The 26734-nt window shown below is 34.7% G+C and carries 24 protein-coding genes; 12 read left to right on the forward strand and 12 right to left on the reverse strand.

All coding sequences use genetic code 11. The annotated features are described in order from the left end of the window. Nucleotides 1-38 precede the first annotated feature (38 nt). The 3 genes from ACFPVY_RS16175 to ACFPVY_RS16185 all read left to right on the forward strand — a co-directional run bounded on the left by ACFPVY_RS16175 (nt 39) and on the right by ACFPVY_RS16185 (nt 1729). Nucleotides 39-143, forward strand: coding sequence for a T9SS type B sorting domain-containing protein (locus tag ACFPVY_RS16175; protein WP_379793289.1), 105 nt, complete (start codon nt 39-41; stop codon nt 141-143). 5 nt (nt 144-148) lie between these two features. Continuing rightward, complete coding sequence (locus tag ACFPVY_RS16180; protein ID WP_379793187.1) at nt 149-1141, forward strand: PorP/SprF family type IX secretion system membrane protein; 993 nt, start codon at nt 149-151, stop codon at nt 1139-1141. 72 nt (nt 1142-1213) lie between these two features. Next, nucleotides 1214-1729 carry a gamma carbonic anhydrase family protein gene (locus tag ACFPVY_RS16185; protein WP_379793188.1) on the forward strand — a complete coding sequence of 172 codons (516 nt, stop codon included), beginning with the start codon at nt 1214-1216 and terminating at the stop codon, nt 1727-1729. Here the strand turns inward: ACFPVY_RS16185 and murI are convergent, their stop codons facing one another. From murI to ACFPVY_RS16225, 8 genes are all read right to left on the reverse strand, one after another. Further along, on the reverse strand, nt 1730-2506 hold the full coding sequence (gene murI, locus ACFPVY_RS16190) for a glutamate racemase (protein WP_379793189.1): 777 nt from the start codon (nt 2504-2506) through the stop codon (nt 1730-1732). Nucleotides 2507-2574: 68 nt separating this feature from the next. Further along, entirely contained in the window at nt 2575-3075 is a 501-nt protein-coding gene (locus tag ACFPVY_RS16195; RefSeq protein WP_379793290.1) for an OmpH/Skp family outer membrane protein, read from the reverse strand. Nucleotides 3076-3113: 38 nt separating this feature from the next. Next, nucleotides 3114-4166 carry an OmpH/Skp family outer membrane protein gene (locus ACFPVY_RS16200; RefSeq protein WP_379793190.1) on the reverse strand — a complete coding sequence of 351 codons (1053 nt, stop codon included), beginning with the start codon at nt 4164-4166 and terminating at the stop codon, nt 3114-3116. Nucleotides 4167-4210: 44 nt separating this feature from the next. Next, nucleotides 4211-6856 (reverse strand): outer membrane protein assembly factor BamA, encoded by a 2646-nt coding sequence (gene bamA, locus ACFPVY_RS16205; protein WP_379793191.1) that lies wholly within the window; start codon nt 6854-6856, stop codon nt 4211-4213. Beyond that, nucleotides 6789-7529: an isoprenyl transferase gene (locus ACFPVY_RS16210; RefSeq protein WP_379793192.1), complete on the reverse strand. Its 741-nt coding sequence runs from the start codon at nt 7527-7529 to the stop codon at nt 6789-6791. Before ACFPVY_RS16210 ends, bamA begins: the two co-directional genes overlap by 68 nt. 8 nt (nt 7530-7537) lie before the next feature. Further along, on the reverse strand, nt 7538-8221 hold the full coding sequence (porG, locus tag ACFPVY_RS16215) for a type IX secretion system protein PorG (protein ID WP_379793193.1): 684 nt from the start codon (nt 8219-8221) through the stop codon (nt 7538-7540). A 155-nt stretch (nt 8222-8376) separates the two neighbouring features. Next, nucleotides 8377-9261, reverse strand: a complete 885-nt coding sequence (locus ACFPVY_RS16220; protein WP_379793194.1) for an NAD kinase — start codon at nt 9259-9261, stop codon at nt 8377-8379. A gap of 81 nt (nt 9262-9342) precedes the next feature. Further along, nucleotides 9343-10002, reverse strand: a complete 660-nt coding sequence (locus ACFPVY_RS16225) for a CBS domain-containing protein (RefSeq protein WP_379793195.1) — start codon at nt 10000-10002, stop codon at nt 9343-9345. Nucleotides 10003-10107: 105 nt separating this feature from the next. Here ACFPVY_RS16225 and ACFPVY_RS16230 point away from each other — a divergent pair, with 105 nt between their 5' ends. The 8 genes from ACFPVY_RS16230 (at nt 10108) to clpX (ending at nt 16344) form a co-directional block, all read left to right on the forward strand. Next, on the forward strand, nt 10108-10821 hold the full coding sequence (locus tag ACFPVY_RS16230) for a pyridoxine 5'-phosphate synthase (protein ID WP_379793196.1): 714 nt from the start codon (nt 10108-10110) through the stop codon (nt 10819-10821). 34 nt (nt 10822-10855) lie between these two features. Further along, complete coding sequence (locus ACFPVY_RS16235; RefSeq protein ID WP_379793197.1) at nt 10856-11617, forward strand: alpha/beta fold hydrolase; 762 nt, start codon at nt 10856-10858, stop codon at nt 11615-11617. Nucleotides 11618-11646: 29 nt separating this feature from the next. Further along, nucleotides 11647-12015 carry a phage holin family protein gene (locus ACFPVY_RS16240; RefSeq protein ID WP_379793198.1) on the forward strand — a complete coding sequence of 123 codons (369 nt, stop codon included), beginning with the start codon at nt 11647-11649 and terminating at the stop codon, nt 12013-12015. 123 nt (nt 12016-12138) lie between these two features. Continuing rightward, complete coding sequence (gene tig, locus ACFPVY_RS16245; protein WP_379793200.1) at nt 12139-13461, forward strand: trigger factor; 1323 nt, start codon at nt 12139-12141, stop codon at nt 13459-13461. 86 nt (nt 13462-13547) lie between these two features. Next, complete coding sequence (locus ACFPVY_RS16250; protein WP_379793201.1) at nt 13548-13787, forward strand: hypothetical protein; 240 nt, start codon at nt 13548-13550, stop codon at nt 13785-13787. Then, nucleotides 13757-14104, forward strand: coding sequence for a hypothetical protein (locus ACFPVY_RS16255; protein ID WP_379793202.1), 348 nt, complete (start codon nt 13757-13759; stop codon nt 14102-14104). Before ACFPVY_RS16250 ends, ACFPVY_RS16255 begins: the two co-directional genes overlap by 31 nt. A 197-nt stretch (nt 14105-14301) precedes the next feature. Further along, nucleotides 14302-14961, forward strand: coding sequence for an ATP-dependent Clp endopeptidase proteolytic subunit ClpP (gene clpP, locus ACFPVY_RS16260; protein WP_379793203.1), 660 nt, complete (start codon nt 14302-14304; stop codon nt 14959-14961). Between the two features lie 150 nt (nt 14962-15111). Further along, nucleotides 15112-16344, forward strand: coding sequence for an ATP-dependent Clp protease ATP-binding subunit ClpX (gene clpX, locus ACFPVY_RS16265; protein WP_379793205.1), 1233 nt, complete (start codon nt 15112-15114; stop codon nt 16342-16344). Between the two features lie 230 nt (nt 16345-16574). On the opposite strand, the gene ACFPVY_RS16270 is transcribed toward clpX, so the two are convergent. Further along, nucleotides 16575-19034: a TonB-dependent receptor domain-containing protein gene (locus tag ACFPVY_RS16270; protein WP_379793207.1), complete on the reverse strand. Its 2460-nt coding sequence runs from the start codon at nt 19032-19034 to the stop codon at nt 16575-16577. A gap of 381 nt (nt 19035-19415) precedes the next feature. Next, complete coding sequence (locus ACFPVY_RS16275) at nt 19416-20945, reverse strand: GH3 auxin-responsive promoter family protein (RefSeq protein WP_379793208.1); 1530 nt, start codon at nt 20943-20945, stop codon at nt 19416-19418. Nucleotides 20946-21084: 139 nt separating this feature from the next. Here ACFPVY_RS16275 and ACFPVY_RS16280 point away from each other — a divergent pair, with 139 nt between their 5' ends. Continuing rightward, nucleotides 21085-21882, forward strand: coding sequence for a DUF2797 domain-containing protein (locus ACFPVY_RS16280; protein ID WP_379793209.1), 798 nt, complete (start codon nt 21085-21087; stop codon nt 21880-21882). Between the two features lie 63 nt (nt 21883-21945). Here ACFPVY_RS16280 and ACFPVY_RS16285 read toward each other — a convergent pair whose 3' ends face one another. Then, nucleotides 21946-24531, reverse strand: coding sequence for an AsmA-like C-terminal region-containing protein (locus ACFPVY_RS16285; RefSeq protein ID WP_379793210.1), 2586 nt, complete (start codon nt 24529-24531; stop codon nt 21946-21948). Nucleotides 24532-24714: 183 nt separating this feature from the next. Continuing rightward, nucleotides 24715-26481 carry a signal peptide peptidase SppA gene (gene sppA, locus ACFPVY_RS16290; protein WP_379793211.1) on the reverse strand — a complete coding sequence of 589 codons (1767 nt, stop codon included), beginning with the start codon at nt 26479-26481 and terminating at the stop codon, nt 24715-24717. Nucleotides 26482-26734: the final 253 nt, after the last annotated feature.

Raw genomic sequence — 26734 nt, forward strand, 5'->3', positions numbered from 1 at the left:
TGAGCCCTTCGATCGACAGCCAGGGCTGGGACGGAACGATGAACGGAAGCCCGCTTCCTTCGACCGACTACTGGTTCAGGGTGGAATTCAGTGAGCAGGGAGTGGCCAAAGAATTTAAAGCGCATTTTTCATTAAAAAGATAGACCCCATGAATTTTAAAAAGAGGTATTTAGCATTATTATTGTTTTTATCACAAGTTTCATTTTCACAAGAAGGAATAGCAGTATATTCAGATTATTTATCAGATAATTATTATTTAATTCATCCATCAATGGCCGGTGCAGCAAATTGCGCCAAATTAAGACTGACCGCTCGTCAACAATGGTTCGGTCAAGATGACGCTCCTGCATTGCAGACTTTGAGTTTCAACGGAAGAATTGGTGAGCAATCTGGTATGGGTGTTATTTTGTTTAATGATAAAAATGGTTATCATTCTCAGACTGGAGCAAAAATTACGTATGCTCACCATATTTTATTTTCTAGAGGAGAATATGATTTAAATCAATTGTCATTTGGTATGAGTGCAGGTCTAGTTCAAAGTAATTTGGATGAAAGAGCTTTTACAGAATTTGATCCAGTTGTCGTTGGAGGAATAACGCAAAAAGATTCTTATTTCAATGTTGACTTTGGAGCTTCTTACAATTATTTAGATTTTTATGCGCATTTTACTGTAAAGAACGCTGTATCTAATATCAGGAGAGAACTTTATACAGATTTTGAATCTGATAACTTAAGAAAATATTTATTCAGTGCTGGGTATGTATTTGGAGATGCTGATAGACTTCAAATTGAGCCTTCATTTTTGTTTCAATATGTTGACGAAACAAAAGAGAAAACAATAGACATCAACGCAAAGGTTTATAAAGAATTAGAGTTTGGTCGTTTATGGGGAGGTTTGTCTTATAGAAGAAGTTTTGATGGAGCGCAATACAATGGTAGTGGCGGTTTAGAAGATCAAAAATTGCAGTACATTACACCAATTGTTGGTTTGAACTATAAAAACTTTATGATTGCATACACCTATTCTCATTTAACAGGAGATGTAAAATTTGATACTGGCGGTTTCCACCAAATCACTTTGGGTCTAAATCTTTTCTGCAAGAGAGAAAAATGGGATTGTAATTGCCCTGCTGTTAATTAAATTTAAGTTGATATTAATTCATGTCCCGATAATTTTTATAAATTTATCGGGACTTTTTTTATAAAAAATAATATGCTAATAAAATCTGTAAACGGTAAAAGTCCGGTGATTCCTGAAGATTGTTATGTTGCTGAAAATGCAACAATTATTGGAGATGTAAGCCTTGGAAATTCATGCAGCGTTTGGTTTAATGCGGTTATTCGTGGCGATGTGCACTACATAAAAATTGGAGATAAAGTAAATATTCAAGACGGTGCCGTGATTCATTGTACTTATCAAAAGCATCCTACAATTATTGGAAATAATGTTTCAATTGGGCACAATGCAATTGTCCATGGATGTACTGTGCACGATAATGTTTTAATTGGAATGGGCGCTATCGTGATGGATAATTGTGTGATCGAAAGCAATTCAATTGTTGCTGCGGGCGCTGTAATTACTCAAAACACCGTTGTGGAGTCTGGAGCTATTTACGCAGGTGTTCCCGCAAAAAAAGTAAAAGACATAAATAAATCTGATTTTGCAGGAGAAATTGAGCGCATTTCAAATAATTATGTAATGTATTCCAGCTGGCTGAAGGAGGAGTAATCAAAAATCTTGCTCTATTACAGGATAGTTATAATCCAAAATATTTTCTAAAACTTTCGGATTTGAATTGGTATAAAAAAGATTTGTCTTTTTAGAGCCTGTATTGAATCCGATTTTTTCTTTTAGTATCTTTTGTGTTTGTTTTGCGACGGCTTCGCCAGAATCGATTATTTTGACGTTTTCGGGTAAGATTTTTTTTATCTGAGGAATTAAAAAAGGATAGTGGCTACAACCTAAAACCAAATAATCAATATTTGCGTCAATCATTGGTTGCAAATATTGCTTCAATAAAAGCGTCATCTCTTCAGAATACATTTCGCCATTTTCTATAAGTTTTACCAAATTAAAACCGACTTGCTCGATGATGGTTGTTTCTTGAAACCTTTCTACATTTTTATTAAAAAGTTCACTGTTTAAAGTGCCTTTTGTGGCTAAGATTCCAATGGTCTGCGTCTTTGAGTTGTTTGCCGCAGGCTTAATTGCCGGCTCAATTCCAATGAATGGCACATCAAATTTTTCTCTTAATTCTTTGATTGCATTAGTGGTTGCGGTATTGCATGCCACTACAATCATTTTTGCATTTTTATTTAAAAGAAATTCGGTGTTTTTTATGCTTAAAGCAATGATTTCTTCTTTTGATTTTTGACCGTAAGGCGCGTTTTTACTGTCGGCAAGGTAAATTGTATTTTCGTTTGGAAGTAAATTGTGGATTTCTTTCCAGATGGAAGTTCCACCGATTCCGGAGTCAAAAAGGCCGATTGGATTCAAATTTGTCATAGAAACAAATATAAAAAAAAACTGCTCAAAAAGATTGAGCAGTTTTTAAAAATTATTATTGAAATGGATTAAAATCCTAAATCTTTTTTAATGTCAGCAGTCAAGTTTGGACCGTCAGCAAGAAGTAATCCAGCAGAGTTTAATACATATTGGTATCCTTTTGCTTTTCCAACTTTAGCAATTGAAGCTTTTACTTTTTCTTCAATTGGTTTCAATAAATCAGATTCTTTTTGCTGCAATTCTTTTTGAGCATTTTCAGAATAATCTCTCATTCTTTTTTGCATGTCTTGAACTTCAACCGCTCTGTCTTGATTTACTTTATCACCTGCAGTAGCTTCTTCTTCGCCATATTTTTTCAATTTTGCAGCATACTCATTTGTTAATGTTTTGTATTCTGCAGCATACGTTTCTTGAAGTTTTGTTAATTGTTTGTTAGCTTCAATTACCGCTGGCATTTTTGTCATGATTTCAGCAACATCAACGTGAGCTGTTTTTGCTTGAGCATTCATTGTTTGGTTTGCACCGATAAATAACAATGCGGCGATTAATAAAGATTTCAATTGTTTCATCATTTTAAAGTATTAAATAATTAATTTAGTTTTTGTTTTTAATTTTCGCCTGCCGGAGGTGTTGTTGTAGCAGGATTATTTTTCTTTTCTTCTTTTTCCTTTTTTGCTGCTTCTCTTTCTTCAAGAATTCTTTTTCTTTTTTCTTCTAAAGCAGCTTTTCTCTCGTCCAATTTTTTCTGTCTTTCAATTGCGGCATTTTCTCTTGCTTGTTCAGCTGCAGCTTTCTTTTCCTCAATATTTGCCGCAGCATTTGAAGTTTTCTCCTCTGTTGAAGTTTTTATATCTTCTCCTTTTGCACCTTCTTTCGGTTCTGCCGTTTTTCCGTCTTTTGCAGCATTTCTTTTTGCTTCTCTTTCCTCTAACAGTTTGGCTCTTCTTTCTGCATATTCCTGTTTCTTAGCGTCGGCCGCCAATTTTCTTTCTTCGATTAATTTTTCTCTAGCCGTTTTCTTTTCTTCGTTCAGTTTTTGTCTTTCAGAAAGTTCTGGATTAGAGTCTATCAAATCTTGTTTTCTTTCTTGTTCAGCTTCTTCTTTTAACTGTTTGCTTGAAAGTTGTTCTCTTTTTTCAGCTCTCACGAGTTGTCTAACAACTTGATCACTAATGTTATGTTGTTGAGCGCTGAAAAGCATTGTCAAATCTGATGATTTATCAAATATAAAATCATACTTTTTTGCTGTTGCAATATCTTGAACGATTGTAAAAACTTGGTCTTGGATTGGTTTTACTAACACTGCTTTTTGTGTCATTAAATCTCCAGTTGAACCAAATCTTTTCTGTTGAAAATCTAAAAGATCTGTTTCTAAAAACGAAATTTCTTCTTCTCTTTCTTCGATTAATTCTTTGGTTAAAAGAACTCTCTCTGTTTTAAGATTTTCTTTTAACTTATTTATTTCATTTCTTTTTACTTCGGCATCTTGTTTCCATTTTTGTGCTTTTAGCTCAAGTTGATTATTTGCTTCAGCATAGTTTGGAACTTTCTCTAATATATATTCCATATCTATGTAGCCAATTCGAACGCCACGTGATTGCGCATTTAAAGCACCAGGAATTGTGGCTAATAAAAAAAGTATTAAAAAATGTTTTTTCATATCTTAAAAATGTATTAGAAAATATCGTGCCAAAATTATATTTTTTAAAACTGCTGTCCGATGATAAAGTGTGTTTGCCATCCAGATTTTTGAGTTTCTCCAGGAACAGGGTCAAATCCGTGACCAAAATCAATTCCTAATAAACCAAATGCAGGCATGAAAACTCTTAGACCAACACCGGCTGAACGTTGTAACTGAAACGGATTATAGTCTTTAAAATTGTCATAAGATGCACCACCTTCCACAAAAGTTAACGCATAAATTGACGCGGCACCTTTTAATGTAATTGGATATCTTAATTCTAAAGAGAATTTGTTATATACAGTTCCTCCATCGGCAGATGAAAGTGATTGATTTGGATAACCTCTTAACTGAATTACTTCTCTTCCGTCAAGTGAATAATTTGCTAAACCGTCTCCTCCAAGGAAAAATCTTTCGAATGGAACAAGTCCTCTTTCGTTATTATAAGCTCCTAAGAAACCAAATTCTCCCAATGAACGCAATACGAATTTACCATAAATTTTTGTATACCAGTCAGCTTTCAATTTAATTTTGTAATATTCAAGCCAATCAAATTTCTTTTGGTCAATTTTTGCTTGGTCAGGAACAGTTGCTCCATTGACGATTACCAGGTTTCCGTCAGCATCATATGTTTGGTAATCTGCTCTATTTTGAAGATTTCCATAGTCAGTTCCGTTGAAAAGTGAGTAAGGTAAAGTGAATTTTCCAGTAATACTAAATTCTGATCCAAATGTTGGGAAAATAGGGTTGATACCTTTACTGTTTCTGCTAAGTCCAACAGTATATGCCAAGTTTCGAGAGCTTCCATCTCCAAAGGTAAATAGACCTGTGTTATAATTGTTCAAGTCATAATATTGAAAACTTACTCCTTGTGACAACGTGAAATAATCATCTGGAACATTTAAACGTTTTGCAATACCAAAAGATAGCGAAGTAATATTAAAACTTCTGTCTCTGTCAACATTGTTTGATCCAGAATATAAGAATTGCTTACTGTGTGAAACAGATCCGGTGAACTGTACTGGTTTTCTTCCTCCAAGCCAAGGCTCAGAAAAAGATAAACTGTAAGTCTGAAAATAAGTACTTCCTTGTAATCTTAAAGATAATTTTTGACCATCACCCATTGGAAGTGGCGTATAAGCTTCTTTATTAAAGATGTTTTTGATCGAAAAGTTATTGAAAGATAGACCTAAAGTTCCGATGAAACCACCACCGCCATAACCTCCTTGAAGTTCAATTTGGCTTGATCCTTTTTCAACTACGCTGTAGGTAATGTCAACAGTTCCTGCTGATGGATCTGGATCTAATTTTGGTTCTAAAGCTTCTGGATCAAAGAATCCAAGTTGTCCTAATTCACGGATTGTTCTTACCAATTCTTCTTTGCTGTATTTTTGACCCGGACGCGTTCTTAATTCGCGATAAATAACTTTGTCATTTGTTTTGTCATTTCCAACAACATTAATTTTATTGAAATAAACCAACGGACCTTCTTGAACTCTGATCTCAAAGTCAATAGTGTCATTTACAGTTCTTACTTCAACAGCGTTGATGCTTGAAAACAAGTAACCATTATTTTGGTATTGGTTTGTGATATCGTCTCCGTCAGGTTTTGTTTTGTCGGCAATTCTTTTTTGCAATAAAACCCCATTATAAACATCTCCTCTTTTGATGCCTAAAATACTTTGAAGCCCTTGATCGCTATAAATTGAGTTTCCTAAAAACTTAATATTCCCAAAATAATATTTATTTCCTTCATCGATTTTTAAGTCAATTGCAACAGTATTTTTCTTTTTGTCAAAAGTCACAGAATCAGAAGTTACACGAGCATCGCGATATCCTTTTTCTTTATATTTTGAAACAATTGATGCTAAATCTTCTTTATATTTTTCATTGATAAATTTAGAACCTTTCCAAAAACGGCCAGGAACTTTTTTCTTCGTATTTTTCATAGCAGCACGAAGCTTTCCGTCAGAAAATTTCTCGTTGCCGCTAAATGTAATTCTGCTGACTTTAACTTTGTCTCCCTTATCAATATTAACAACCATTTTCACTTCGTTTCCGGCTGTAGTATCTGGAATGGTGTTTATCGAAACTTTTGTGTTGTAAAAACCGTCTTTTTTATATTTATTTTCAATATAATTTTTGGTAGTTGTGAGTAGGTTTTCATTGACAATTTTACCTTTTGTAAGGCTGTTATCTTTGATTAATCCTTCAATCTTTGACTTTTTTACACCTTGAATTTTTACCTCGCTTAACTTTGGTAATTCACTAATTTGCATATCAATATAGATACTGTCACCTTCAATTCGATTAACGTAAGTGTCAATTTCATTGAAAAGACCAAGTTTCCAAAGTTTTTTGATAGCTGTACTTAATTGTTCACCGGGAACAACGATTTTTTGTCCTTTTTCAAGACCTGCAAACGTAACGACGGTTTGCTCATTGTAGCTGATTTTTCCGATGACTTTTACATCGGCTAAAATGTATTCTCTTCCTTGATCAAATGGTAATCTGTCTTCTTCCTGAGCCTTTGCTTGAAAAATATTTCCTAAAACTAATACAGTTAAGAATAGCTTAATGCTTTTATCTAACATTAAAAATTTATTTAATTTGTTCACTTGTTTTTCCAAATCTACGTTCTCGTTTTTGATAGCTGATGATGGCCTCATATAAATCTTTTTCTCTAAAGTCAGGCCACAATACATCTGTGAAGTACAATTCTGCGTAAGCTATCTGCCAAAGTAAGAAATTGCTGATTCTGTGTTCGCCACTGGTTCTTATTAATAAATCTACGTCTGGTAAATTTTGCGTGTAAAGATGCTGATTAATAATTGATTCGTCAATAGCGCTTTCTGAAATTATATTATTTTTAACTTTAAGGCTGATTTGCTTGATAGCAGACACGATTTCTTCCCTTGAACCATAGCTTAATGCAAGAGTTAAGGTCATTCTGTCGTTGTCTTTTGTTTGAGAAATAACTTGGGATAATTCTTTTTGTGCTGAACTCGGAAGCTTTTCAAAATTGCCAATCGTGCTCAGTTTTATATTGTTATTCATTAATGTTTTCAACTCATTTTTTAAAGATTTGATGAGTAATTTCATTAATGTATCTACTTCCAGTTTCGGGCGATTCCAGTTTTCAGTAGAAAAAGTGTATAATGTAAGATTTTCAATACCCAATTTTGCACAGGTTTCCACAGTTTCGCGAACTGCTTTTGTACCACTTTCGTGGCCAAGAGCTCTCAACAAACCTTTTTGTTTTGCCCAACGGCCGTTTCCGTCCATAATAATGGCCAGATGTTTTGGGAGGTTATCTTTGTTTATAGTTTCTAGTAAGTTCATTTAATATTTTATTCGGCACAATAACAAGGCTTGTTTCCAAAGGTGTACGTGAGCGTCAACCCTGTAAAAACATACCAATCGTTGCTATTTAAATTTCCAAACCTAAGTTCTTCAAAGTTATTATTCTTCGGATTGCTTCCGTCAAAATTATCTGTAAAAGTATATCTTGCTCCAGATTCAAGTCCCAAAATCCAATGGTCAGCAATCCTGGCTTTTACGCCCACAACCATCGGAATTGCAAATCCCATTTCCTTATAATCTTCCTGATAATGATTTCCTGTGTGAAATAATTCAGTATATTGAAAAACGCTCAATCCAGAATATACATAAGGAGTGACCAAAAATCCAGATTCGTGCAAATTAAAGTCAAAAAAATTGAATTCAAGGCCTAAAGATAATTCTTTTAAGTCATTTTCAAAGTTTAAGCCTCTTTGGTTTCTGCCAGAAACATCAGAATCTTTGTCGTCAGACGTTATTTTTCCTTGCGTGTATGAAACTCTCCAAGAATGTCTTGGGCTTTTATTCCATTTATATAAAATTCCGAAAGCGCCTTCATTTGGATTCACATAATTTGTAGGCCCAACGTCGCCGATGTAATTATTTCCTCCGGCAAAAATACCAATTTCGTGAATTTGGGCGTTTGAAAACGCAAAACTAAAAAGGCAGAAAAAGGTGATTACGATTCGATTCATTCTTACAAAAAATAAAGGGTGCAAATATAACAATTATGAACACTTATCAACTGTCTTATAATTAAATATGTGTAATTATAAACAATTGACGCGTTAATTCGATTTAAAGTAAACGAAACTATAGTGTTGATAGTATATTAAGGAAGGCGATTTCTTTAATTTCTCTTGTCTTCGCCCCAAAGAAGTTTGGTTCTTAAAGTCTTTAAAAAGCTTTTTCCGGGAAGTTCGACCATATTAATTTTGAAAGGTGTTTTTTTTAAAGTCAAAACCGTGTCATTATCAATCGAAGCAATTCTGGAATCAAGCGAAACCAAATATTGTTCTTCTCGTCCCGAAACTTTTAATTTGATTTCCACATTGTCAGGAATCACCAAAGGCCTGGCATTCAAATTATGCGGAGCGATTGGCGTAATGACAAAACTTTCTACGTCTGGAGTTAAAATCGGGCCACCGCAACTTAAAGAATATCCGGTGGAACCTGTTGGCGTGGAAATTATCAATCCGTCTGCCCAATACGAATTTAAATATTCGTCATTTAAATAGGTTTCAATGGTAATCATCGAAGTGGTATCTTTTCGGCTCACTGAAATTTCGTTCATCGCAAAATTCAAGCTTTCAATTTCTGGAATATTCGGAGAACTTTCCAAACTAATCAAAGCTCTTGGTGAAACGATATAATTTTTATCAATGACAAATTGCATTAATTCATCAATATTTTCTTTTTGAACCGTAGCTAAAAATCCTAATCTTCCGGCATTGATTCCTAAAATTGGAATTCCAGAATTTCTGACCAATGTCGCCGCGCGCAAAATTGTTCCGTCGCCACCAATGCTGACCAAAATATCGACGTCATTTGGCAAATCATTAAAATCGTGAAAAGTAACATATTCCTTTGTGATGATTTTCTTTTCATAAAGCATCGCCAAAAAATCATCCTGAATCACCAGTTCTACATTGTTCTTATTGAAGAAAACAAAAATATCTCTGATAATTGGCTCGGTGCTGTTTTGATAATATTGACCGTAAATGGCTACCTTCATTTGGGTTTAATCGTTAATTTGTTTAAATGTTTAATCGAAAGTGATTGACGGTTAAACGAATTAACGATTAACCAAACAACATTATATATTAAGGTATTTGTCTAAATAATCAGAACGTTCCTTCAGTGCATTCAAGTAATTGTCTTCCTGATGTTCTGAAATAATCTCATAATTATATCTTCTGAAAGTCTGGATGATTTCGTTCATCGCGCCAAGCGTAATTTTCACAGTTACTTGAACGTTTTCGTTTTCTACATTTGAGATAAACAAGCCAAGCAATTTTCCATTATTGCTTTCCACAATCTGCGCAATTTGGCTCATTGAATAATCGTTGATATTTTTTTCTACGATGATGATGCCTCCCATTTCTTTCAAAAAAGGCGTTTCGTGGAAAAACTTCACGATATCAGTGATGTCATAATAACCAACATATATATTATTATCGTCTAAAACCGGAACAACGCTCGTGTGATTTCTGGCAAAAACCTCTAAAACGTCAAGCCAAATCATATTGGTTCTGGCATAAAAACCTTCTAAAGTATAACGATAATCAGATACATTTTTGTCAGTGTCAAAAGTTTCCACGTCATCTAAAGCAATGCTTCCAAGGTAAGTCCCGTTTTCCAAAACCGGAAAATGCGAAAAAGAAAGCTCAGCAAAAAAATCCTGAACCGTTTCGATGGACTCGTCAATGGCAATCGCCTTGATATCGTTGTTGATATAATCTGTAATTTCTGTCATAGCCTAAAGTCAATAATCGTTTGCAAAATAATCAAAAAATAGCACAAAACACCGTGTTTAACTTTGTATTTTTGTAGTAATTAATTATTCTCAAAAAGCATTCCAATGACAAAATTAAGCGTAAACATTAATAAAATTGCCACTTTAAGAAACGCCAGAGGAGGAAATGTTCCTGATTTATTGCAAGTTGCCAAAGACATCGAGCGTTTTGGCGGACAAGGAATCACGATTCACCCAAGACCTGACGAACGCCATATTCGCTACCAAGACGCCCGCGATTTGAAATCGATTGTCACCACAGAATATAATATTGAAGGAAATCCAGAACGAAAATTTATCGATTTGGTTTTAGAAGTAAAGCCAACGCAAGTGACTTTGGTTCCGGATGCAGATGACGCAATCACTTCCAATGCCGGTTGGAATACAATCAAAAACCAAGATTATTTAAAAGAAATTATTCAGGAATTTCAAAGAAACGGAATTCGTACCTCGATTTTTGTGGACCCAGTTTTAGAAATGATTGAAGGTGCCAAAAAAACCGGAACCGAAAGAATTGAATTATATACCGAAGCTTTTGCGCACGAATATTCTTTAGGAAATAAATCTGGAATTAATCCGTATATTGAATCGGCCAAATTGGCAAACGAATTGAATTTAGGTATCAACGCCGGACATGATTTGAGTTTGGACAACATTCAATTCTTCCAGCAAAATATTCCAGGTTTGTTAGAAGTTTCCATCGGGCACGCGTTAATTTCTGAATCCTTATATTTAGGTTTGGAAAATGTAGTCAATATGTATTTGCAACGATTGAAATAGCTCATAACTTATAATTCATAACTCATAATTAATTATGCTTTATTCAAAAATAGAAGGCGAAGGAAAACCGCTTTTAATCATCCACGGATATTTAGGAATGTCAGACAATTGGAAAACCTTGGCCACGCAATTTGTTTCCGAAGGATTTCAGACGCACGCTTTAGATTTAAGAAACCACGGACGTAGTTTTCATTCGGATGAGTTTACTTATGAAGCGATGGTTCAAGATATTTTGGAATATTGCCAAGGAAATAATTTAGACAAAGTTTCCATTATCGGACATTCAATGGGAGGGAAGCTCGCGATGTTTTTTGCTTCAAAATATCCCGAAATGATTGACAAATTAATCATCGCAGACATTGGTCCGAAATACTATCGTCCGCATCACCAAGATATTATGGCAGGTTTGAACGCTGTCGATTTCTCAAAAAAACCAGAACGTTCAGAAGTTGAAGAACTTTTAAAACCGCATATTCCAGATTTTGGAACAAGACAATTTTTGATGAAAAGTTTATATTGGGTCGAACCAGGGCAATTGGGCTTCCGATTTAATATTTCGGTTTTTAATGAAAAAATTGATGCCATCGGAGAAGCGCTTCCAGAAAATGCAACTTTTCAAAAACCGACTTTATTTTTAAGAGGAGAAAAATCAAATTATATTAAAGACGAAGATTTTGAAATGGTAAAAAAGCATTTTCCAAATTCAGAAATTAAAACCATTGCAAACGCCGGACATTGGCTTCACGCCGAAAACCCGAAGGATTTTTTTAAAGAGTCGATTGCTTATTTGAAATAAAATTTTTAACAAACTAAAAACCAAAAACTATGAATCTCATCATCAGAATATTAATAACCGCTTTATTGGTTATGATAATTTCGCATTTTATGCCAGGTATCGCGCTTCAAGGAACACACGGACTTTCGTCAGGAAACTTTATGACGGCCATTTGGGTAGCAATCGTCTTGGGATTATTGAATTTATTAGTAAAACCGCTTTTGGTTTTGCTCACGCTTCCGGTTACATTTTTTACCTTCGGATTATTTCTTTTGGTGATTAACGCCTTGATAATTTTGCTTTGCGCTAAATTAGTCACAGGCTTTGCCGTAGAAAACTTTTTGACAGCGCTTTTATTCAGCTTGATTTTGTCAATTTCACAGTCAATTGTATTCTCATTGACGGGCGGAAATAAATAAATCCACAAATTTGATAGCAATAAGATAACGTTTTTGTTAATCCTATATTAATACATAACCTCAAAACTTGGTTGGGTTGCAAAAAAGTTATAATTTTGCAACCCAATTTTAGTATGTAAAAAAATGAATATTACAAGAAATAATGTTGACGCTTTAAATGCGGTTGTAACAGTGGAAATCTCTAAAGCGGATTATGCGCCTCAAGTTGATAAAGTTCTAAAAAATCACTTGAAAAACGCTAGTATTCCTGGGTTTAGAAAAGGTGCGGTTCCAATGAGTCTTATCCAAAAACAATACGGAAAAGCGGTTTTACTAGAAGAAGTAAACAAAGTATTGCAAGACAATTTAGGAAAATATATTGCTTCACAAAAATTAGATTTATTAGGAAATCCGGTTCCTGTGCAAAAAGAAATTGATTGGGACAAAGAAGACTTCTCTTTTGATTTCGAACTAGGAATTGCTCCAGAATTTGAAGTAAATTTAGATGCTAAAAACGACGTAGTTCTTTATAAAATCACGGCTGACGATAAAATGTTGAACGACCAAGTGGAACGTATCCAAAAACAATACGGAAAACTGATTTCGCAAGACACAGTTGAAGAAAGCTTTGACGTAACTGGAACTTTCAGAAACGAAGAAAAAGGAATTGAAAGCCCAGCAACTTTTGCTTTGGATATTTTCAAAGACAAAAAAACAGCAAAGAAATTCATCGGTAAAAAAGTTGGCGATGTTGTGACTTTGAACACAAAAGGGCTTTTTGACGACGACCACAAATTGATGGATTACTTAAAAGTTGACCACGATGACGTTCACGGTTTAGACGTTGATGTTGACTTTACAATCGAAGAAATCAACGCTACAGAATTGGCAGAATTGAACCAAGAATTGTTCGACAAATTGTTCGGTGAAGGAAACGTAACTTCTGTAGAGCAATTAAAAGAAAAAATCAAAGAAGATGCAGAGACGCAATTCGCTTCTCAAGCAGACCAAAAATTCTTGAATGACGTTACGGCTTCCTTATTAGAAACTACAAAATTCGACCTTCCATCTTCATTCTTGAAAAAATGGATTCAAACTGTGGGCGAAACTCCATTGACTTCAGAACAAGCGGAAGAAGAATACGCACGTTCTGAAAATGGGCTTCGTTACCAATTAATCGAGGGAAAAGTGTTGGCTCAAAATAATCTTCAAATCACTTTTGAAGACTTAAAAGCATACACTTCTGAGGTAATCAAAAAACAAATGGCGCAGTTCGGTCAAATGAACCCAACAGAAGCTGACGTAGAAGGAATCGTTGCAAGAGTACTTTCAAACCAAGAAGAAGTAAAAAGACTTTCTCAGCAAGTAATGAGCGAAAAAATGCTAAACTTGTTCAAAGAGAAATTGAACGCAAAAACAAAAGAGGTTTCTTACGAAGAGTTCATTAAAGAAATGTACGGAGAATAATTTCGTATCGAAAATTAATTATATTTAAGGCGTCAAAATTATTAGTTTTGGCGCTCTTTTATTTGAAGCTTTTCCAAAAATGTATTATGAAAAAAATATTAATATTAATCTGTCTTGTTTTTTTTCTGAGTTGTAAATCTGATGATAAGTCTGTGAAGATTCCTGTTTCAGAAGCAAGTGAGCCATTTCCAAAATTTAATAATTTAAAAGAAATGTTTGATTATTCTTCAGATTTTAATGAAGAAGATGGCTCTTTAAAGTTTATTTCTGATGACACTCAAATTTACATATTCAAGTGTCTAAGCCTATTTCAATTAAAGATTTAGAGGATGTAAAAAATGACATCGTAAAGAGAGATATTGTATATGTTGCATTCCAAACCTTTGCTCTGACAGATGTAAATGAATTGACCGTCACGGCAGTTCCTTCAGAATTGGAAAACCAAAAAAAATATTTCGATACATACAGAAAGTCATTAAAAATAGATAGGGAAAAGGCTAGGTTTGTACTTAAGAAATATATTGGAACTGAAAATTTTCAAAGCCTTTATAAAATGGAAGGCACAATTTGGATTCCTAGCGATAATTTCAGCGTGCTTAAATTTGAAAAGCTTAAAGATGTCTTCGAAGATTTGCAAAAATGAATTTGATTTCTGTTGCTCGATTTATTTATACTGACGAATTGACAGATTTAAGAATAATAAAAATTCGTTTCACAATTAGCACGAACTTTGTTATCTTTAAAAATAGAATTTAAAATCAAAAGGCTAAAGTTCAGTTTAGATTTTAGACAAAGTCTGAAAACTGCCAACTGAAAACTGCCAACTAAAAACTCATAAAAATGGACTACGGTAAAGAATTTAAAAAATTTGCTACAAAGCACCACGGTGTAAACAGTATGTATTACGATAAAATCGTAAGCAGTATGACACCATATATCATCGAAGAAAGACAATTAAATGTTTCGCAATTAGACGTTTTTTCACGTTTGATGATGGACAGAATTATCTTCCTTGGAACAGGAGTTGACGACCACATCGCCAATATTATCCAAGCGCAATTGTTATTTTTAGAAAGCGTTGACTCTGCAAAAGATGTTCAGATTTACATCAATTCTCCAGGCGGAAGCGTTTACGCAGGATTGGGAATTTATGACACAATGCAATACATCAAACCAGACGTAGCCACAATCTGCACAGGAATGGCCGCATCAATGGGAGCTGTTTTGCTTTGCGCTGGTGCGGAAGGAAAACGTTCGGCTTTGCCACATTCAAGAGTAATGATTCACCAACCATCGGGCGGCGCTCAAGGTGTGGCTACAGATATGGAAATCAACTTACGCGAAATGTTGAAGCTGAAAGAAGAACTATACGAAATCATCTCAAAACATTCAGGTCAATCTTTTGAAAAAGTTCACAAAGATTCAGAAAGAGATTACTGGATGAAAGCCGATGAAGCGAAAGAATACGGAATGATTGATGAAGTGTTGAGAAGAAGTTAAAAATCAGATGGAAGAAATCAGATTTCAGTGTTCAGTTGGAATCTGATTTCTAAAATCTTAGATAACTTTGTATAAAATTAAAATCAGATTAAGAATTAGAAAATGCATCGGCTGAAATCTAAAATCTAAAATCTGAAATCTAAAATGATTATGGCTAAAGAAGTATTAGAGTGTTCTTTTTGTGGAAGGAAAAAGCCAGAAACAAATCTATTGATTGCAGGAATTGACGCGCATATTTGCGACAAATGCATTGAACAGGCACACGGAATTGTTATTGAAGAACTAAAACAAAATAAAAAAGGCAATCTGTCATCTGATTTGGTTTTGCAAAAGCCAAAAGAAATCAGGGCCTTTCTTGATAAATATGTAATCGGGCAAGACCAAACTAAAAAGGTAATGTCAGTTGCGGTTTACAATCACTACAAACGTTTGATGCAACAGCAATTAGACGATGAGGTGGAAATCGAGAAAAGCAACATCATCATGGTGGGACAAACCGGAACCGGAAAAACATTGGTGGCAAAAACCATCGCAAAAATGTTAGACGTTCCTTTGGCAATCGTTGATGCGACTGTTTTGACCGAAGCAGGTTACGTTGGAGAAGATGTGGAAAGTATTCTAACAAGATTGCTTCAAGCAGCAGATTATGACGTGGCAAAAGCCGAAAGAGGAATCGTTTTCATCGATGAGATTGATAAAATTGCCAGAAAAAGCGATAATCCATCGATCACAAGAGACGTTTCTGGAGAAGGTGTGCAACAAGCTTTATTAAAATTATTGGAAGGAACGGTTGTAAACGTACCGCCAAAAGGTGGAAGAAAACATCCAGACCAGAAATTCGTGGAAGTAAACACGCAGAACATTTTGTTCATCGCCGGTGGCGCTTTTGACGGAGTGGAAAGAATTATTTCAAAACGTTTGAACCGTCAAGCTGTTGGATATTCCTCTTCAAAGAATGTGGACAATATCGACAAAGACAATTTGTTGCAATATATTATTCCAAAAGATATTAAAGATTTCGGATTGATTCCGGAAATTATCGGCCGTCTTCCGGTATTGACGCACATGGATCCTTTGGATAGAGAAACATTGAGAGCCATTTTGACAGAACCTAAAAATGCTTTGATCAAACAATACCAAAAGCTTTTTGCAATGGACGATGTAGAATTTTCTATTTCTGGCGAAGCTTTGGATTATATTGTCGATAAAGCTTTAGAATACAAATTGGGCGCTCGCGGACTTCGTTCGTTATGCGAAGCTATCTTAACTGATGCGATGTATGACTTGCCAAGTTCAGACCACAAAGAATTGACAATTGATGAAGATTACGCTAAAAATGCTTTAGACAAAAATCTATTGCAACGTTTAAAAGCAGCGTCATAATTGAAATTTATAAAAAGAAAATCCCGATGTAAGTCGGGATTTTTTTTGGTTTTTTTTGCAACGAATTATTCAAATTTATACAGACCAATTCGTGTATTTGTGGCTAAATTTTAGCCACAGATTTAAAGAATTAAACAGATTAAAAATCTTTGAAAATCATTTTAATCTGTGGCAAATTATTTTTTGACAAAACTCAATTCGTGAAAATTCGAGTAATTCGTGGCTAAAACCTAAAGTCCTTTACTTCCTTCATTTGCTTTTTCAACATCGATATTTGTGTTTTCAGTCTGTAATTTCAAGTTTCCAAAATTGTACGTCAGCGAAATTCTAAAAACTCTCGAATCTTGTTTTTCATAGAAATTGGTTCGCAAATTCCTTCCTTCAATCGTTGCATTTACTTGGTTTGAGTTGAAAACATCAAAACAGTGAAGTCCCAATTTTAACTTCTTGTCCATGAAATTTTTGTTGAACGAAATGTCAAACTGCTGAATCGGTTTTTCAATTCTATAAATTTCCCAGTTTCCTTTTGGCAAGAAAAAGAAATTCGTATTATTGGTAATTCCCCACGGAAGATTGACTTGAGATTGGAAACTAAAATTCACCATTCCTCTATTTTCAAAAGTGAAATCATAACCTTCAATGTCGGTTTTTACATAACCAACGTTCGCATAAATGTAATTCATCTTGTCAATTTCATTCATTCGTTTTCCAAATTCTTCCTTGCTTTTAAAGAAATAATCCAACGGAATCGGGAATGACAAATAAGCGCTAAACGTTTTGATTTTATCAAAAGAAGCAAACGTTCTGTTGCTTACCAATTCGCCGTCTTCCGCACTGAAAAGAAACTGCGTATCGTCTTTTGCAATCGTGTAATTTGCGCCAACATTTACATATTGAAACGCTGAAATTTTGAAGCCATAATTATCGTAATAAATCGGTTGCAAAGCAATATTTCCTACCGAAGTATTGTATCGGTTGAAGTTCGAATTGTTGTTCGGGTCGATGGTGTAATAACCTGGTTGCGATACTTTTTTAGAATAGGAACTTGAAATATTTATCTGTTCGGTCGCTTGGTATAAAATACTTGCATTCGGGAAAAATTTAGAAGTATTAAATTCAATTTTGTCAGCAATTGTGCTGGCTTCACGAGTCACGTCAAAATTTTCGAAACGCAAACCTGCCGTAAAATTGAACTTTTTATACTTTTTTCTAGCTTCAACATAAAACGCCAAATTATGTTCTGAGTAGTCAAAATCAATTTCTGATTCATAATTATTTGAATTGAAAATCGATTCGTTTTCAGCTTCAAAATTATATTTCCCTAAGTTTTTTACGTCGGTAGTATTGTATTTTCCTCCAGTATTAATCGTAAAACCATATTTTTCAAACGGAAATGAAAAGTCATATTTTAAGTAATAATTGGTCAAGCCAAAATCTATATTTCCGTTGTTATAAGTGTAATTATCATTTTCGAAAGAAGTCGATTGATTCAAAGGATTTCTCTTGAAAATGTTAGTGTAAGCCGTAACATCAAGCGTTCTTCCTAATGTGTCCAATTTTGTTTTGTACTGGAAACTGAATTCGTGATTGTCTGCTTTTGATTTAGAAATTCCCTTATTTTCAAAGTCGATTGTGTTGCTTGTCGTAGAACCGTTGGTGTCATTTCGGTCATTAGAAAGACTCATATTATAATTAAAAAGCAAGTTTGATTTCTCCGATAATTTGTAATTCAAACCTGTTCTCCAATACAGATTTCGGTTGGTTCCGTGGTCAAAACTTCGCTGTTCCAACACAACCGGCGGATTAAAAAACGTAAATTCTTGGCCGTTTCTGTTCCTGTTTTCAAATTCAACATAATTCACGCCAAGCATCGTCTGCCAGCTTAACTTGTTTTCTTTTCCATTCAAAAGAATCTGCGGACTCGGTTTTTGGTATTTATTGAAGTTATAATTCATATTAAAACTCGCATTGACACCTTTCATTCTTTTGCCATTCGTCACAATATTGATGATAGAACCGCTGGCATTGGCGTCATAAGAAGCGCCCGGGTCATAAATTAATTCGACTTTTTCAATAGCATTCGCCGGAAGGCTGTTCAAGTAATTTTGTAAATCGGTTCCAGCTAAATTACTCGGAGCGCCGTCGATATAAACCACAACTCCTTTACCGTTTAAAGTCAAACCGCCCGCAGGCGAAGTCACAACGCCCGGAAGTTTTTTGATGGCGTCAAGCGTCGTACCACTATTCAATAAACCGTTTTCTTTAATGCTGATTGTGGTTTTATCTGATTCCACTTTCATAAATTGGCGCTGATTTCCAAAAACCGTAACTTCGTTTAAGTCGTTTGTTTTTTCGGTCAATTCTAAATTTTGGATGATTTTCGCCTGATTTTCAGGCGTAATTTCAAATTCAACCGACGTTTTTTGAATCGTAAGTCCTGAAACGGTAAACGAATATTTTCCTAAATCGAGTTTTTTGTTTGTTGAGAATTTACAGCCTTTTCCTTGGTACGAACCAATTTTAATTTTGGTTTCGCCTTCGATTTTTTCCAAAAGAATTTCTCTTTCTTCAGTATCTGCTTCGCAAGAAACACCTGATTTTGGGCTATTTAATTCGAGGTAAGTTGGAGTTTGCTGTGCAAAAGCTAAATTTCCCAAGCAAAGTGCCAGAGTTGCAATTAATGATTTCATTTTGATTGATTTGATTGATGATAGCTATCAGACTATCGAAATCAATTTTTGTTACAACGAATTTATAAAAAAATTAAAAAGAAAAATCCTGCTCAGCAAGCAGGATTTTGTTTATTTCTTGGTTCTATTTTTTGAATCGGTTTTTCTGTTTTGCAATATCCTCTCGGTCCGCAACCCAATCTTTTAGGTCCACAAGATGTCATCGAAAATATTCCCAAAACAAGAATCATAAAGCATAGTCTTCTCATTTTCAAAAATTTACGCCTATAACGTAAATGTGGTTTTGAATATTGTGTTGAAGTTTATAATTCTTGCAAAGGCGTAGAGACGCAAAGCATTAAAAGATTCGATTGGAAAAACTTAGCGCCTTAGCGAGATTTGTTAAAACTCCGAAATCTCCAAATTCATTTCCAATAATTCTTCCAAATAATTCCTTTGATTGGAAAGCCTAGGAATTTTATGCTGACCGCCTAATTTGTCTTGTTCTTTCAACCAATCATAAAATAAATTGGTGCGTGCAACATTTAAAACCAACAGATTCAAAGTCATATTGTTCAGACGTTTTGCTTCATAATCTGAGTTTAAAGATTGCAACGTATCGTCTAAAATCTGTCTAAAATCAGCAACATTATCCGGCGGATTTTTAAATTCAATCATCCATTCGTGTGCGCCTTTTTCTTTTCCTTCCATAAAAACAGGCGCAACGGTATAGTCAATGACTTCTGAATTGGTCATTTTGCACGCTTTGGCAATCGCCTTGTCGGTATTTTCCACAATTAATTCTTCGCCAAAAACATTGATATGGTGTTTCGTTCGTCCGCTAACACGAATTCTGTACGGATTTAAAGACGTAAATCGCACGGTGTCACCAATCATATAACGCCACAGACCGGCATTTGTAGTGATGACAATTGCGTAATTTTTGTTCAATTCCACTTCAGACAAACGAACCACTTTCTGATTTGGAGTTCCAAAAGTATCCATCGGAATAAATTCATAGAAAATTCCGTAGTCCAACATCAGCAATAAATCGCTGGAATTGTTGAGGTCCTGAATGGCGAAAAATCCTTCAGAAGCATTGTAAATTTCATAATATTGAAACCCAGAACCCGGAAGTATCTTTTTATATTGGTCGCGATACGGTTCAAAACTCACGCCTCCGTGGAAATAAACTTCTAAATTTGGCCAAATTTCCAGCAGATTTCCTTTTCCTGTGGCTTCTAAAGTTTTGTTCATCAAAACCAACATCCATGACGGAACTCCTGCGAAACTCGTCACATTTTCGTGAATCGTTTCGTTAATAATCGCTGGAATTTTCGTTTCCCATTCGCTCATCAACGACACTTTATTGCTTGGCGTACTGCTGAATTCGGCCCAAATCGGCATATTGTCAATCAAAATCGCTGACAAATCGCCAAAAAAAGTATTATTATCTTCATACAATTGTTTGCTTCCGCCAAGGCGAAGGCTTTTTCCGGTAAACAATTGCGATTCTTCGTTATTATTTAGGTACAAACTCAGCAAATCCTTGCTCGCGTTATAATGGCAATTCTGCAAAGATTCATTACTCACCGGAATAAATTTGCTTTTGGAATTCGTCGTTCCGCTGGATTTTGCAAACCATTTTATCGGTGTGTTCCAAAAAACATTTTGTTCGCCGGTTCGCGTTCTTTCAATCAAAGGTTCTAAATCTTCATACGTGGAAATCGGAACTCTTTCAATAAATTCTCGGTAGGATTTTATTGAAGAAAAGCCATATTGCTTACCAATTACGGTATTTTCAGCCGTTCGAATCAAGTTTAAAAGCAATTCTTCCTGCACCTCATTTGGATATTTGAGGAACAATTCAATCTGGTGGATTCTTTTTTTTAAGAACCACGTTGCCACCGAATTGATTATTGGTAACGCCATTTTTTAGGTTTGAGTTATATTTTTTGAGTTATGAATTTCTAACTTTACCAAAAATAGACAAAATAGTCGAAAGTCGAAAGTCAAAAGTCATAAAGGACTTGTCATAAATCTTAAATCGAAAATCATAAATTAATTCACAATGCAATACGAAGGTGTTCTTTCAAAAATGGAAACAGAATTCGGGTCTCCGATTCAATATTATCTGACTTTTGAAAATAGTTTTTTGAACGTAAATCAGGCTTTGAACAAATATATCGAAATCAGCTTTCAAGGCTATCAATGCTTAAATTGTTCGAAAAAGAAAAAGATTTTCCGTCAAGGATTTTGCTACGATTGTTTTTACAGCAGTCCTGCCGTTGGCGATTGGATTATGCGTCCAGAATTGAGCACGGCACATTTGGGAATTGCCGACCGCGATTTGGATTATGAAATGCGCGTTCAGTTGAAGCCACATGTGGTTTATTTGGCGTTGTCAAGCGATGTAAAAGTAGGAGTGACGCGCAAAACGCAAGTTCCCACGCGCTGGATTGACCAAGGCGCGTGCGAAGCAGTTTCGGTCGTGGAAGTCCCAAATCGTTACTTGGCAGGAATTACCGAAGTTGCTTTAAAGAATCATTTCGTAGATAAAACCAATTGGCGAAAAATGCTTCAGAACGAAGTTTTAGATATGGATATGCTGAATGAAAAGGCACGTGTTTTCGACTTTCTACCCGAAGAAGTGAAGCCATATTTTAATGCTGAATTGGACGAACATTTTGTGATGAACTATCCGGTTTTACAACATCCAAAGAAAGTGACTGGATTAAATTTAGATAAAACGCCAAACTTCGCTGGGAAATTAGTCGGGATAAAAGGGCAATATTTAATTTTTGAAGATGGAACTGTTTTTAATGTGAGAAGCTTTGAAGGTTATGTCGTCGGGATGAATATTATTTAGAGAAAAAAAACGCCAAGTAAATTGAAATCTACTTGGCGTTTTTATTATTTAGAAAGGAAAAAATTATTCTTTTTTCTTCTTATTAAACAAACCTTTAATTCCTTCAGTCACTTTGTTTTTTACATCGTCCTTTGGAGTTGTGGTGGTTGTTTTCGTAGTGTCTTTTGGTTTATTTCCTCCCAGAAGAGTTCCTAAAGCGCTCGTTCCTTGATTAATCAATTTGTCTTTTTGAGATTTAACCAATTCTGTGGCTAATTTTGTAACGGCTTGCTGAATATCCGTAGAAACTTTTGGACTTTTAAAATTACCAGAAAGAATCGCCGTTACCGGAATATTTTCTAATTTATTCGCTTCCGCTGGAGTCAATTTTGCAATCAATTTATTGGCATCGCTTCCCAAATATTTCGCCGGAACATCAAACTTAATATTGTAGCTCATTGTCTGGTCAAAACCATGCTGACCGCCAACATTCACTTTAATATCTTGGTATTTAATATCAAAAGGTTTTACGTTCACTTTTCCATCTTTAAACGTAAGATTCGCTTTTAAATCATTCAAATTCAATTTTGAAAGGTCAATGAATTTTACATTTTCATCTAATTTATTTAAAACTGCAGAATTTTTAGAATTGATAGTAGTTGAAAGAAATTGACCAAATAAATCTCCTGACAAAGTATTCAAATCTGGCGTCATTTCTTTAGCATTCAGAGTACCAGAAAGGTTGATTTTCGAATTCAATTTTCCATTAATCGCATCAGCAATCGGAGCAATTTTTTTCAACATGTCCAATTGCGTAAATGTCTGATTAATGTCAACAGAAGCCAATCCCAAATCCATATTGAAAGTAGGTTTTGCAGTCTTCGTAGAAACATTTCCGTTTGCCGTAATCAATCCATTGAAAATCGAAGTTTTGATGTTTTGCAAAGTCACCGCTTCATCTTTCACGATGATTTTTCCAGAAACATCTTTCAAGTTCAAATTGTCATAAACCACGGTATTTGCCGAAGCATTTAAAGTCACATTTATCAACTTTGGAATTTTTACAGCTTCCGTTGTAGTCGTTTTATTATTTACTGTAGTTTCGGTTTTTGTCATAAAATCAGATACCAAAAATTGGTTCGATTTCATCGTAAAGTTTCCTCGCAACTCTTGGTCTTTAAAAGCATAGCCCAAGAAATTTTCTAACGTTCCGTTGATTTTTACATCGGTTTTTCCTGTCGTAACATCCAATTGTCTCAAGTCGATTTTTTGATTCGAAAATTGGGCATCGGCGGTATTTATCGCATACGTTTTTTTATCGGCGTCCACATATTTAAAACCTGTAATTGTTGCATTTCCAGAAGCTTGAATATTTTGATAATTATTAGTTTCCACAGATTTCATGTCAAATTTTGTAGCAACATCGGCTTTTAAAATTCCTGAAAGTGGCGTGTCTAATTTCACCGGATACGCTTTTGAAACATTTGATAAATTAATGGTTCCGTTCAGTTTTGCATCAACCAACGGATTTTCCATAATGTTTCTCACGTTCGCTTTTGCGTTGAAAACATCTTGGTCAATTCTGAACGACAACTTGTCTAAGTTGACATAAGTATCGTTCATGTTTCCGGTTTCGTTGATGATTTTAGTGTCAATCACAATATTTTCAACCGATTTTGGCAAGTCAGGATATTTAAAAGATGCATTGTTTGAAGCGATTTCCAGACTAAATTTCGGAATTGTAGTTTCGGTCAAAGTTCCTTTTGCAAAACCAGAAACTTTAAAATCTCCTGTAGTTTTTACATTCGCCAAATTTCCTGCATAAGCTTCTGGAATCACGCCCAAAAAGTTCTTGAACGAAGAGGTCGGCGTCTTAAAAGTCAAGTCATATTCTTGTCCTTCTTCCTTTATTTGGATAAATCCGTTGAATTCTAAAGGCAACTGATTAATCAACGCTTTGTTATCTTTAAAGGTATATTTGCTGTTTTCCAAATCAATTCCGAGAACGGCATCTAAATCCAATTTAATATTTTTCATATAATTGGTTTTGTCCATGTCAAGCGAAACTTTGGCTGTGGTTTTTGTGGTCAAATCTAATTTTGATTGCGCAAAATTTCCAGTTCCTGTATGATTTAAACTATCGATGACCATTTTCACTTTTGAGCGTTCGTCAAAATAGGTAAAGCGAAGATTTTGGATTTCGTAATTCTGAACATTCATTGCAAAAGGCTTGCTTTCAGAATCACTTTTTTTATCTTTTTCATCTTTGATGGCAATGTCAAAATTCCCCAAACCATTTTTGTCAAAAAGAATATTCACCACCGCATTTTCCGAAGAAAAAGATTCGATATTCATTGCTTCGCCATCGCCTTTGAACAATTCTTTGATAGACATTTTCAAGTTTACTTCACCAGAATAAAGCAACGTATCGCCTTCAAAAGGCGCTTTGTTGATGATGCTCAACTTGTCAATCGTCACATTTGCTTGCGGAAAACTTTTGAAAAGACTCAAATCCACATCTTCAAAAGCAACTTTTGCATCCACACTTTCGTTGATGGATTTCAAGACCAACTGCTTGATTTTGTCTTTAAATAAAAATGGCGCTGCAAAAAGTGCGATGATTGCAACCAATAAAAAAATACCTACGGCTTTTAAAATCTTTTTTAACATAATGAAATTATTTGTTTGGCGAAATTATAACAAAAACCAAACCTTTTTACTTAACAAAACTATAAATTAAGATATTTTCTTTATTTAAAAGGATTAATTCCTTTCTGAAATTCAAATTTTTAATAGCAAGCAAAAAAATATCGGAGTGAAATGCTCCGATATTTTTATAATTTAGAAAAAAAATTACTTGATATTAATCTCAAACGGCATCATTGCCTGCATTCCTTTTTGCGCGCTCATTCGTCTGATTTGCTCAATCATCATATAGTTTTCTTCGCCAACTTCTTCCTTGATAAAGCTTTCTTTCGATTGCATAAACGGCAATCCGCCAAAAAGACCTTTTAAATCTTTTTCATATTCTGGATAATTTTCAGTTCTGTAATCTTTGATTTTCGCCAATTTCGCAGCAGCTTTCAAAGCGTCATCCATTCCTCCGATTTTGTCAACCAAACCAATTTTTAAAGCATCAGAACCGGTCCAAACTCTTCCCTGTGCAATTGCGTCAACGTCTTCAAATTTCATATTTCTTCCTTTGGCAACGCGCTCCACGAAAACTTTGTAGATGTTTTCCACGCTTTCTTGAATTGTGTTTTTCGTGTTGTCATCCAAAGGTGTAAAAATGCTGTAACCCGAAGCATTTTGGTGTGTTTTAACTTGTTCTGTATGAATTCCGATGTTGTTTGTAAGCTTCGTAATATTTGGCAAAGTTCCAAAAACGCCGATAGAACCGGTGATTGTATTCTCTTCTGCAAAAATTTCATTCGCATTACAAGCAATGTAATAACCGCCCGAAGCTGCCAAATTTCCCATAGAAACTACAACTGGTTTGACTTTTTTAGTCAATTCAATTTCTCTCCAAATCAAGTCAGAAGTCAACGCGCTTCCGCCCGGACTGTCGATTCTCAAGACAATTGCTTTCACTTTTTTATCTTTTCTAGCTTCTTGCAAAGAACGTCTCATCGAACCTTCGCCAATAATATTTACGTCACCTTCACCGCCTAAAATAGTTCCTTGCGCATAAATTATGGCAATTTTGTTATCGCTTGAAGGTTTTTTTCCAGTCGTAGAATTTTTGTGTGCATAATCAACGATGCTCACAATATTATAATCTTCGTCTTTTTTTAATTTCAACGCCTTTCTAATGCCGTTGTGATATTCATCTTCATAAGCAATTTTGTCAATCAGTTTTTCAGCCTTCGCCATTTGTGGAGTTCTTGCCGATAAATTATTTGCAATTTCGTTCAATTTTTCAACCGAAATTTTTCTGCTTTTTGAAATATCGCTTGCCACAGAATTCCAAACTGAGTTTAATAATGCTGAAATTTGCTCGCGATTGGCTTCGCTCATTTCGTTTGCCAAGTAAGGTTCCACGGCACTTTTATACTTTCCGTGACGGATAACTTCCATCTTAACGCCGGTTTTTTCCTGGAAATCTTTGTAGAACATAACTTCCGAAGAAAGTCCTTTGAAATCCATGTCACCAACAGGATTCAAATAAATAGTATCAGCCACAGAATTCAGATAATATTCTTTTTGCGTAAACGAATTGGCATAAGCCACAACAAATTTTCCTGACTTTTTGAAATCTTCTAATTTGTCACGAAGCTCTTTGCTTTGCGCCATTCCCAGCAATGAAATGTTATTCAAAATTGAAATTCCTTTAATTTTATCATCTTCTTTCGCCGCGTCAATTGCATTCAAAACATCTGAAAGTCCGTTTGTTTTTTCTTCGTTCAAAAAACTGAAATCTTCGTATAAAAATTTACCGGCATAATCATTCGTAATTTCTTCAAGGTTCAATTCAATAACCGAATTGCTTTTTACAGTAACCGTTTTTTTGTCATCACCGCTTCCAAAAATCGCCGCAATAAATATAAATCCGATGACGATAATAAATAGGAAAACAAAAAGTCCGATGACGGTGGACAAAATATTCTTTAAAAAATTCATAGTGTGGTTTTTCTTTATAAGTGTGCAAAAGTACGGAAACGTTACAGGTTTGGCTATGGCTTTTCACCGCAGATTCGCAGATTTTTATCTTTTGCCACAGATTAAATAATTCTCATAGACTTTGAAAATCATTTTTAATCATTTTAATCCTTTAAATCTGTGGCAAAAAAAACGAAATCAATTGAAATGATTTGCTATAAAAAAAATAAATCTGCGAATCTGCGGTAAAATACGAAGCAAGTCTTATAAATTT

The sequence above is a fragment of the Flavobacterium qiangtangense genome (assembly GCF_042658345.1).
In the GTDB taxonomy this organism is placed as follows: Bacteria; Bacteroidota; Bacteroidia; order Flavobacteriales; family Flavobacteriaceae; genus Flavobacterium; species Flavobacterium qiangtangense.

Coding starts and splice junctions, on each gene's coding strand:
- ACFPVY_RS16175 (WP_379793289.1), top strand. CDS start 39: ATGAACGGAAGCCCGCTTCCTTCGACCGACTACTGGTTCAGGGTGGAA.
- ACFPVY_RS16180 (WP_379793187.1), top strand. CDS start 149: ATGAATTTTAAAAAGAGGTATTTAGCATTATTATTGTTTTTATCACAA.
- ACFPVY_RS16185 (WP_379793188.1), top strand. CDS start 1,214: ATGCTAATAAAATCTGTAAACGGTAAAAGTCCGGTGATTCCTGAAGAT.
- murI (WP_379793189.1), bottom strand. CDS start 2,506: ATGACAAATTTGAATCCAATCGGCCTTTTTGACTCCGGAATCGGTGGA.
- ACFPVY_RS16195 (WP_379793290.1), bottom strand. CDS start 3,075: ATGAAACAATTGAAATCTTTATTAATCGCCGCATTGTTATTTATCGGT.
- ACFPVY_RS16200 (WP_379793190.1), bottom strand. CDS start 4,166: ATGAAAAAACATTTTTTAATACTTTTTTTATTAGCCACAATTCCTGGT.
- bamA (WP_379793191.1), bottom strand. CDS start 6,856: ATGAGGCCATCATCAGCTATCAAAAACGAGAACGTAGATTTGGAAAAA.
- ACFPVY_RS16210 (WP_379793192.1), bottom strand. CDS start 7,529: ATGAACTTACTAGAAACTATAAACAAAGATAACCTCCCAAAACATCTG.
- porG (WP_379793193.1), bottom strand. CDS start 8,221: ATGAATCGAATCGTAATCACCTTTTTCTGCCTTTTTAGTTTTGCGTTT.
- ACFPVY_RS16220 (WP_379793194.1), bottom strand. CDS start 9,261: ATGAAGGTAGCCATTTACGGTCAATATTATCAAAACAGCACCGAGCCA.
- ACFPVY_RS16225 (WP_379793195.1), bottom strand. CDS start 10,002: ATGACAGAAATTACAGATTATATCAACAACGATATCAAGGCGATTGCC.
- ACFPVY_RS16230 (WP_379793196.1), top strand. CDS start 10,108: ATGACAAAATTAAGCGTAAACATTAATAAAATTGCCACTTTAAGAAAC.
- ACFPVY_RS16235 (WP_379793197.1), top strand. CDS start 10,856: ATGCTTTATTCAAAAATAGAAGGCGAAGGAAAACCGCTTTTAATCATC.
- ACFPVY_RS16240 (WP_379793198.1), top strand. CDS start 11,647: ATGAATCTCATCATCAGAATATTAATAACCGCTTTATTGGTTATGATA.
- tig (WP_379793200.1), top strand. CDS start 12,139: ATGAATATTACAAGAAATAATGTTGACGCTTTAAATGCGGTTGTAACA.
- ACFPVY_RS16250 (WP_379793201.1), top strand. CDS start 13,548: ATGAAAAAAATATTAATATTAATCTGTCTTGTTTTTTTTCTGAGTTGT.
- clpP (WP_379793203.1), top strand. CDS start 14,302: ATGGACTACGGTAAAGAATTTAAAAAATTTGCTACAAAGCACCACGGT.
- clpX (WP_379793205.1), top strand. CDS start 15,112: ATGGCTAAAGAAGTATTAGAGTGTTCTTTTTGTGGAAGGAAAAAGCCA.
- ACFPVY_RS16270 (WP_379793207.1), bottom strand. CDS start 19,034: ATGAAATCATTAATTGCAACTCTGGCACTTTGCTTGGGAAATTTAGCT.
- ACFPVY_RS16275 (WP_379793208.1), bottom strand. CDS start 20,945: ATGGCGTTACCAATAATCAATTCGGTGGCAACGTGGTTCTTAAAAAAA.
- ACFPVY_RS16280 (WP_379793209.1), top strand. CDS start 21,085: ATGCAATACGAAGGTGTTCTTTCAAAAATGGAAACAGAATTCGGGTCT.
- ACFPVY_RS16285 (WP_379793210.1), bottom strand. CDS start 24,531: ATGTTAAAAAAGATTTTAAAAGCCGTAGGTATTTTTTTATTGGTTGCA.
- sppA (WP_379793211.1), bottom strand. CDS start 26,481: ATGAATTTTTTAAAGAATATTTTGTCCACCGTCATCGGACTTTTTGTT.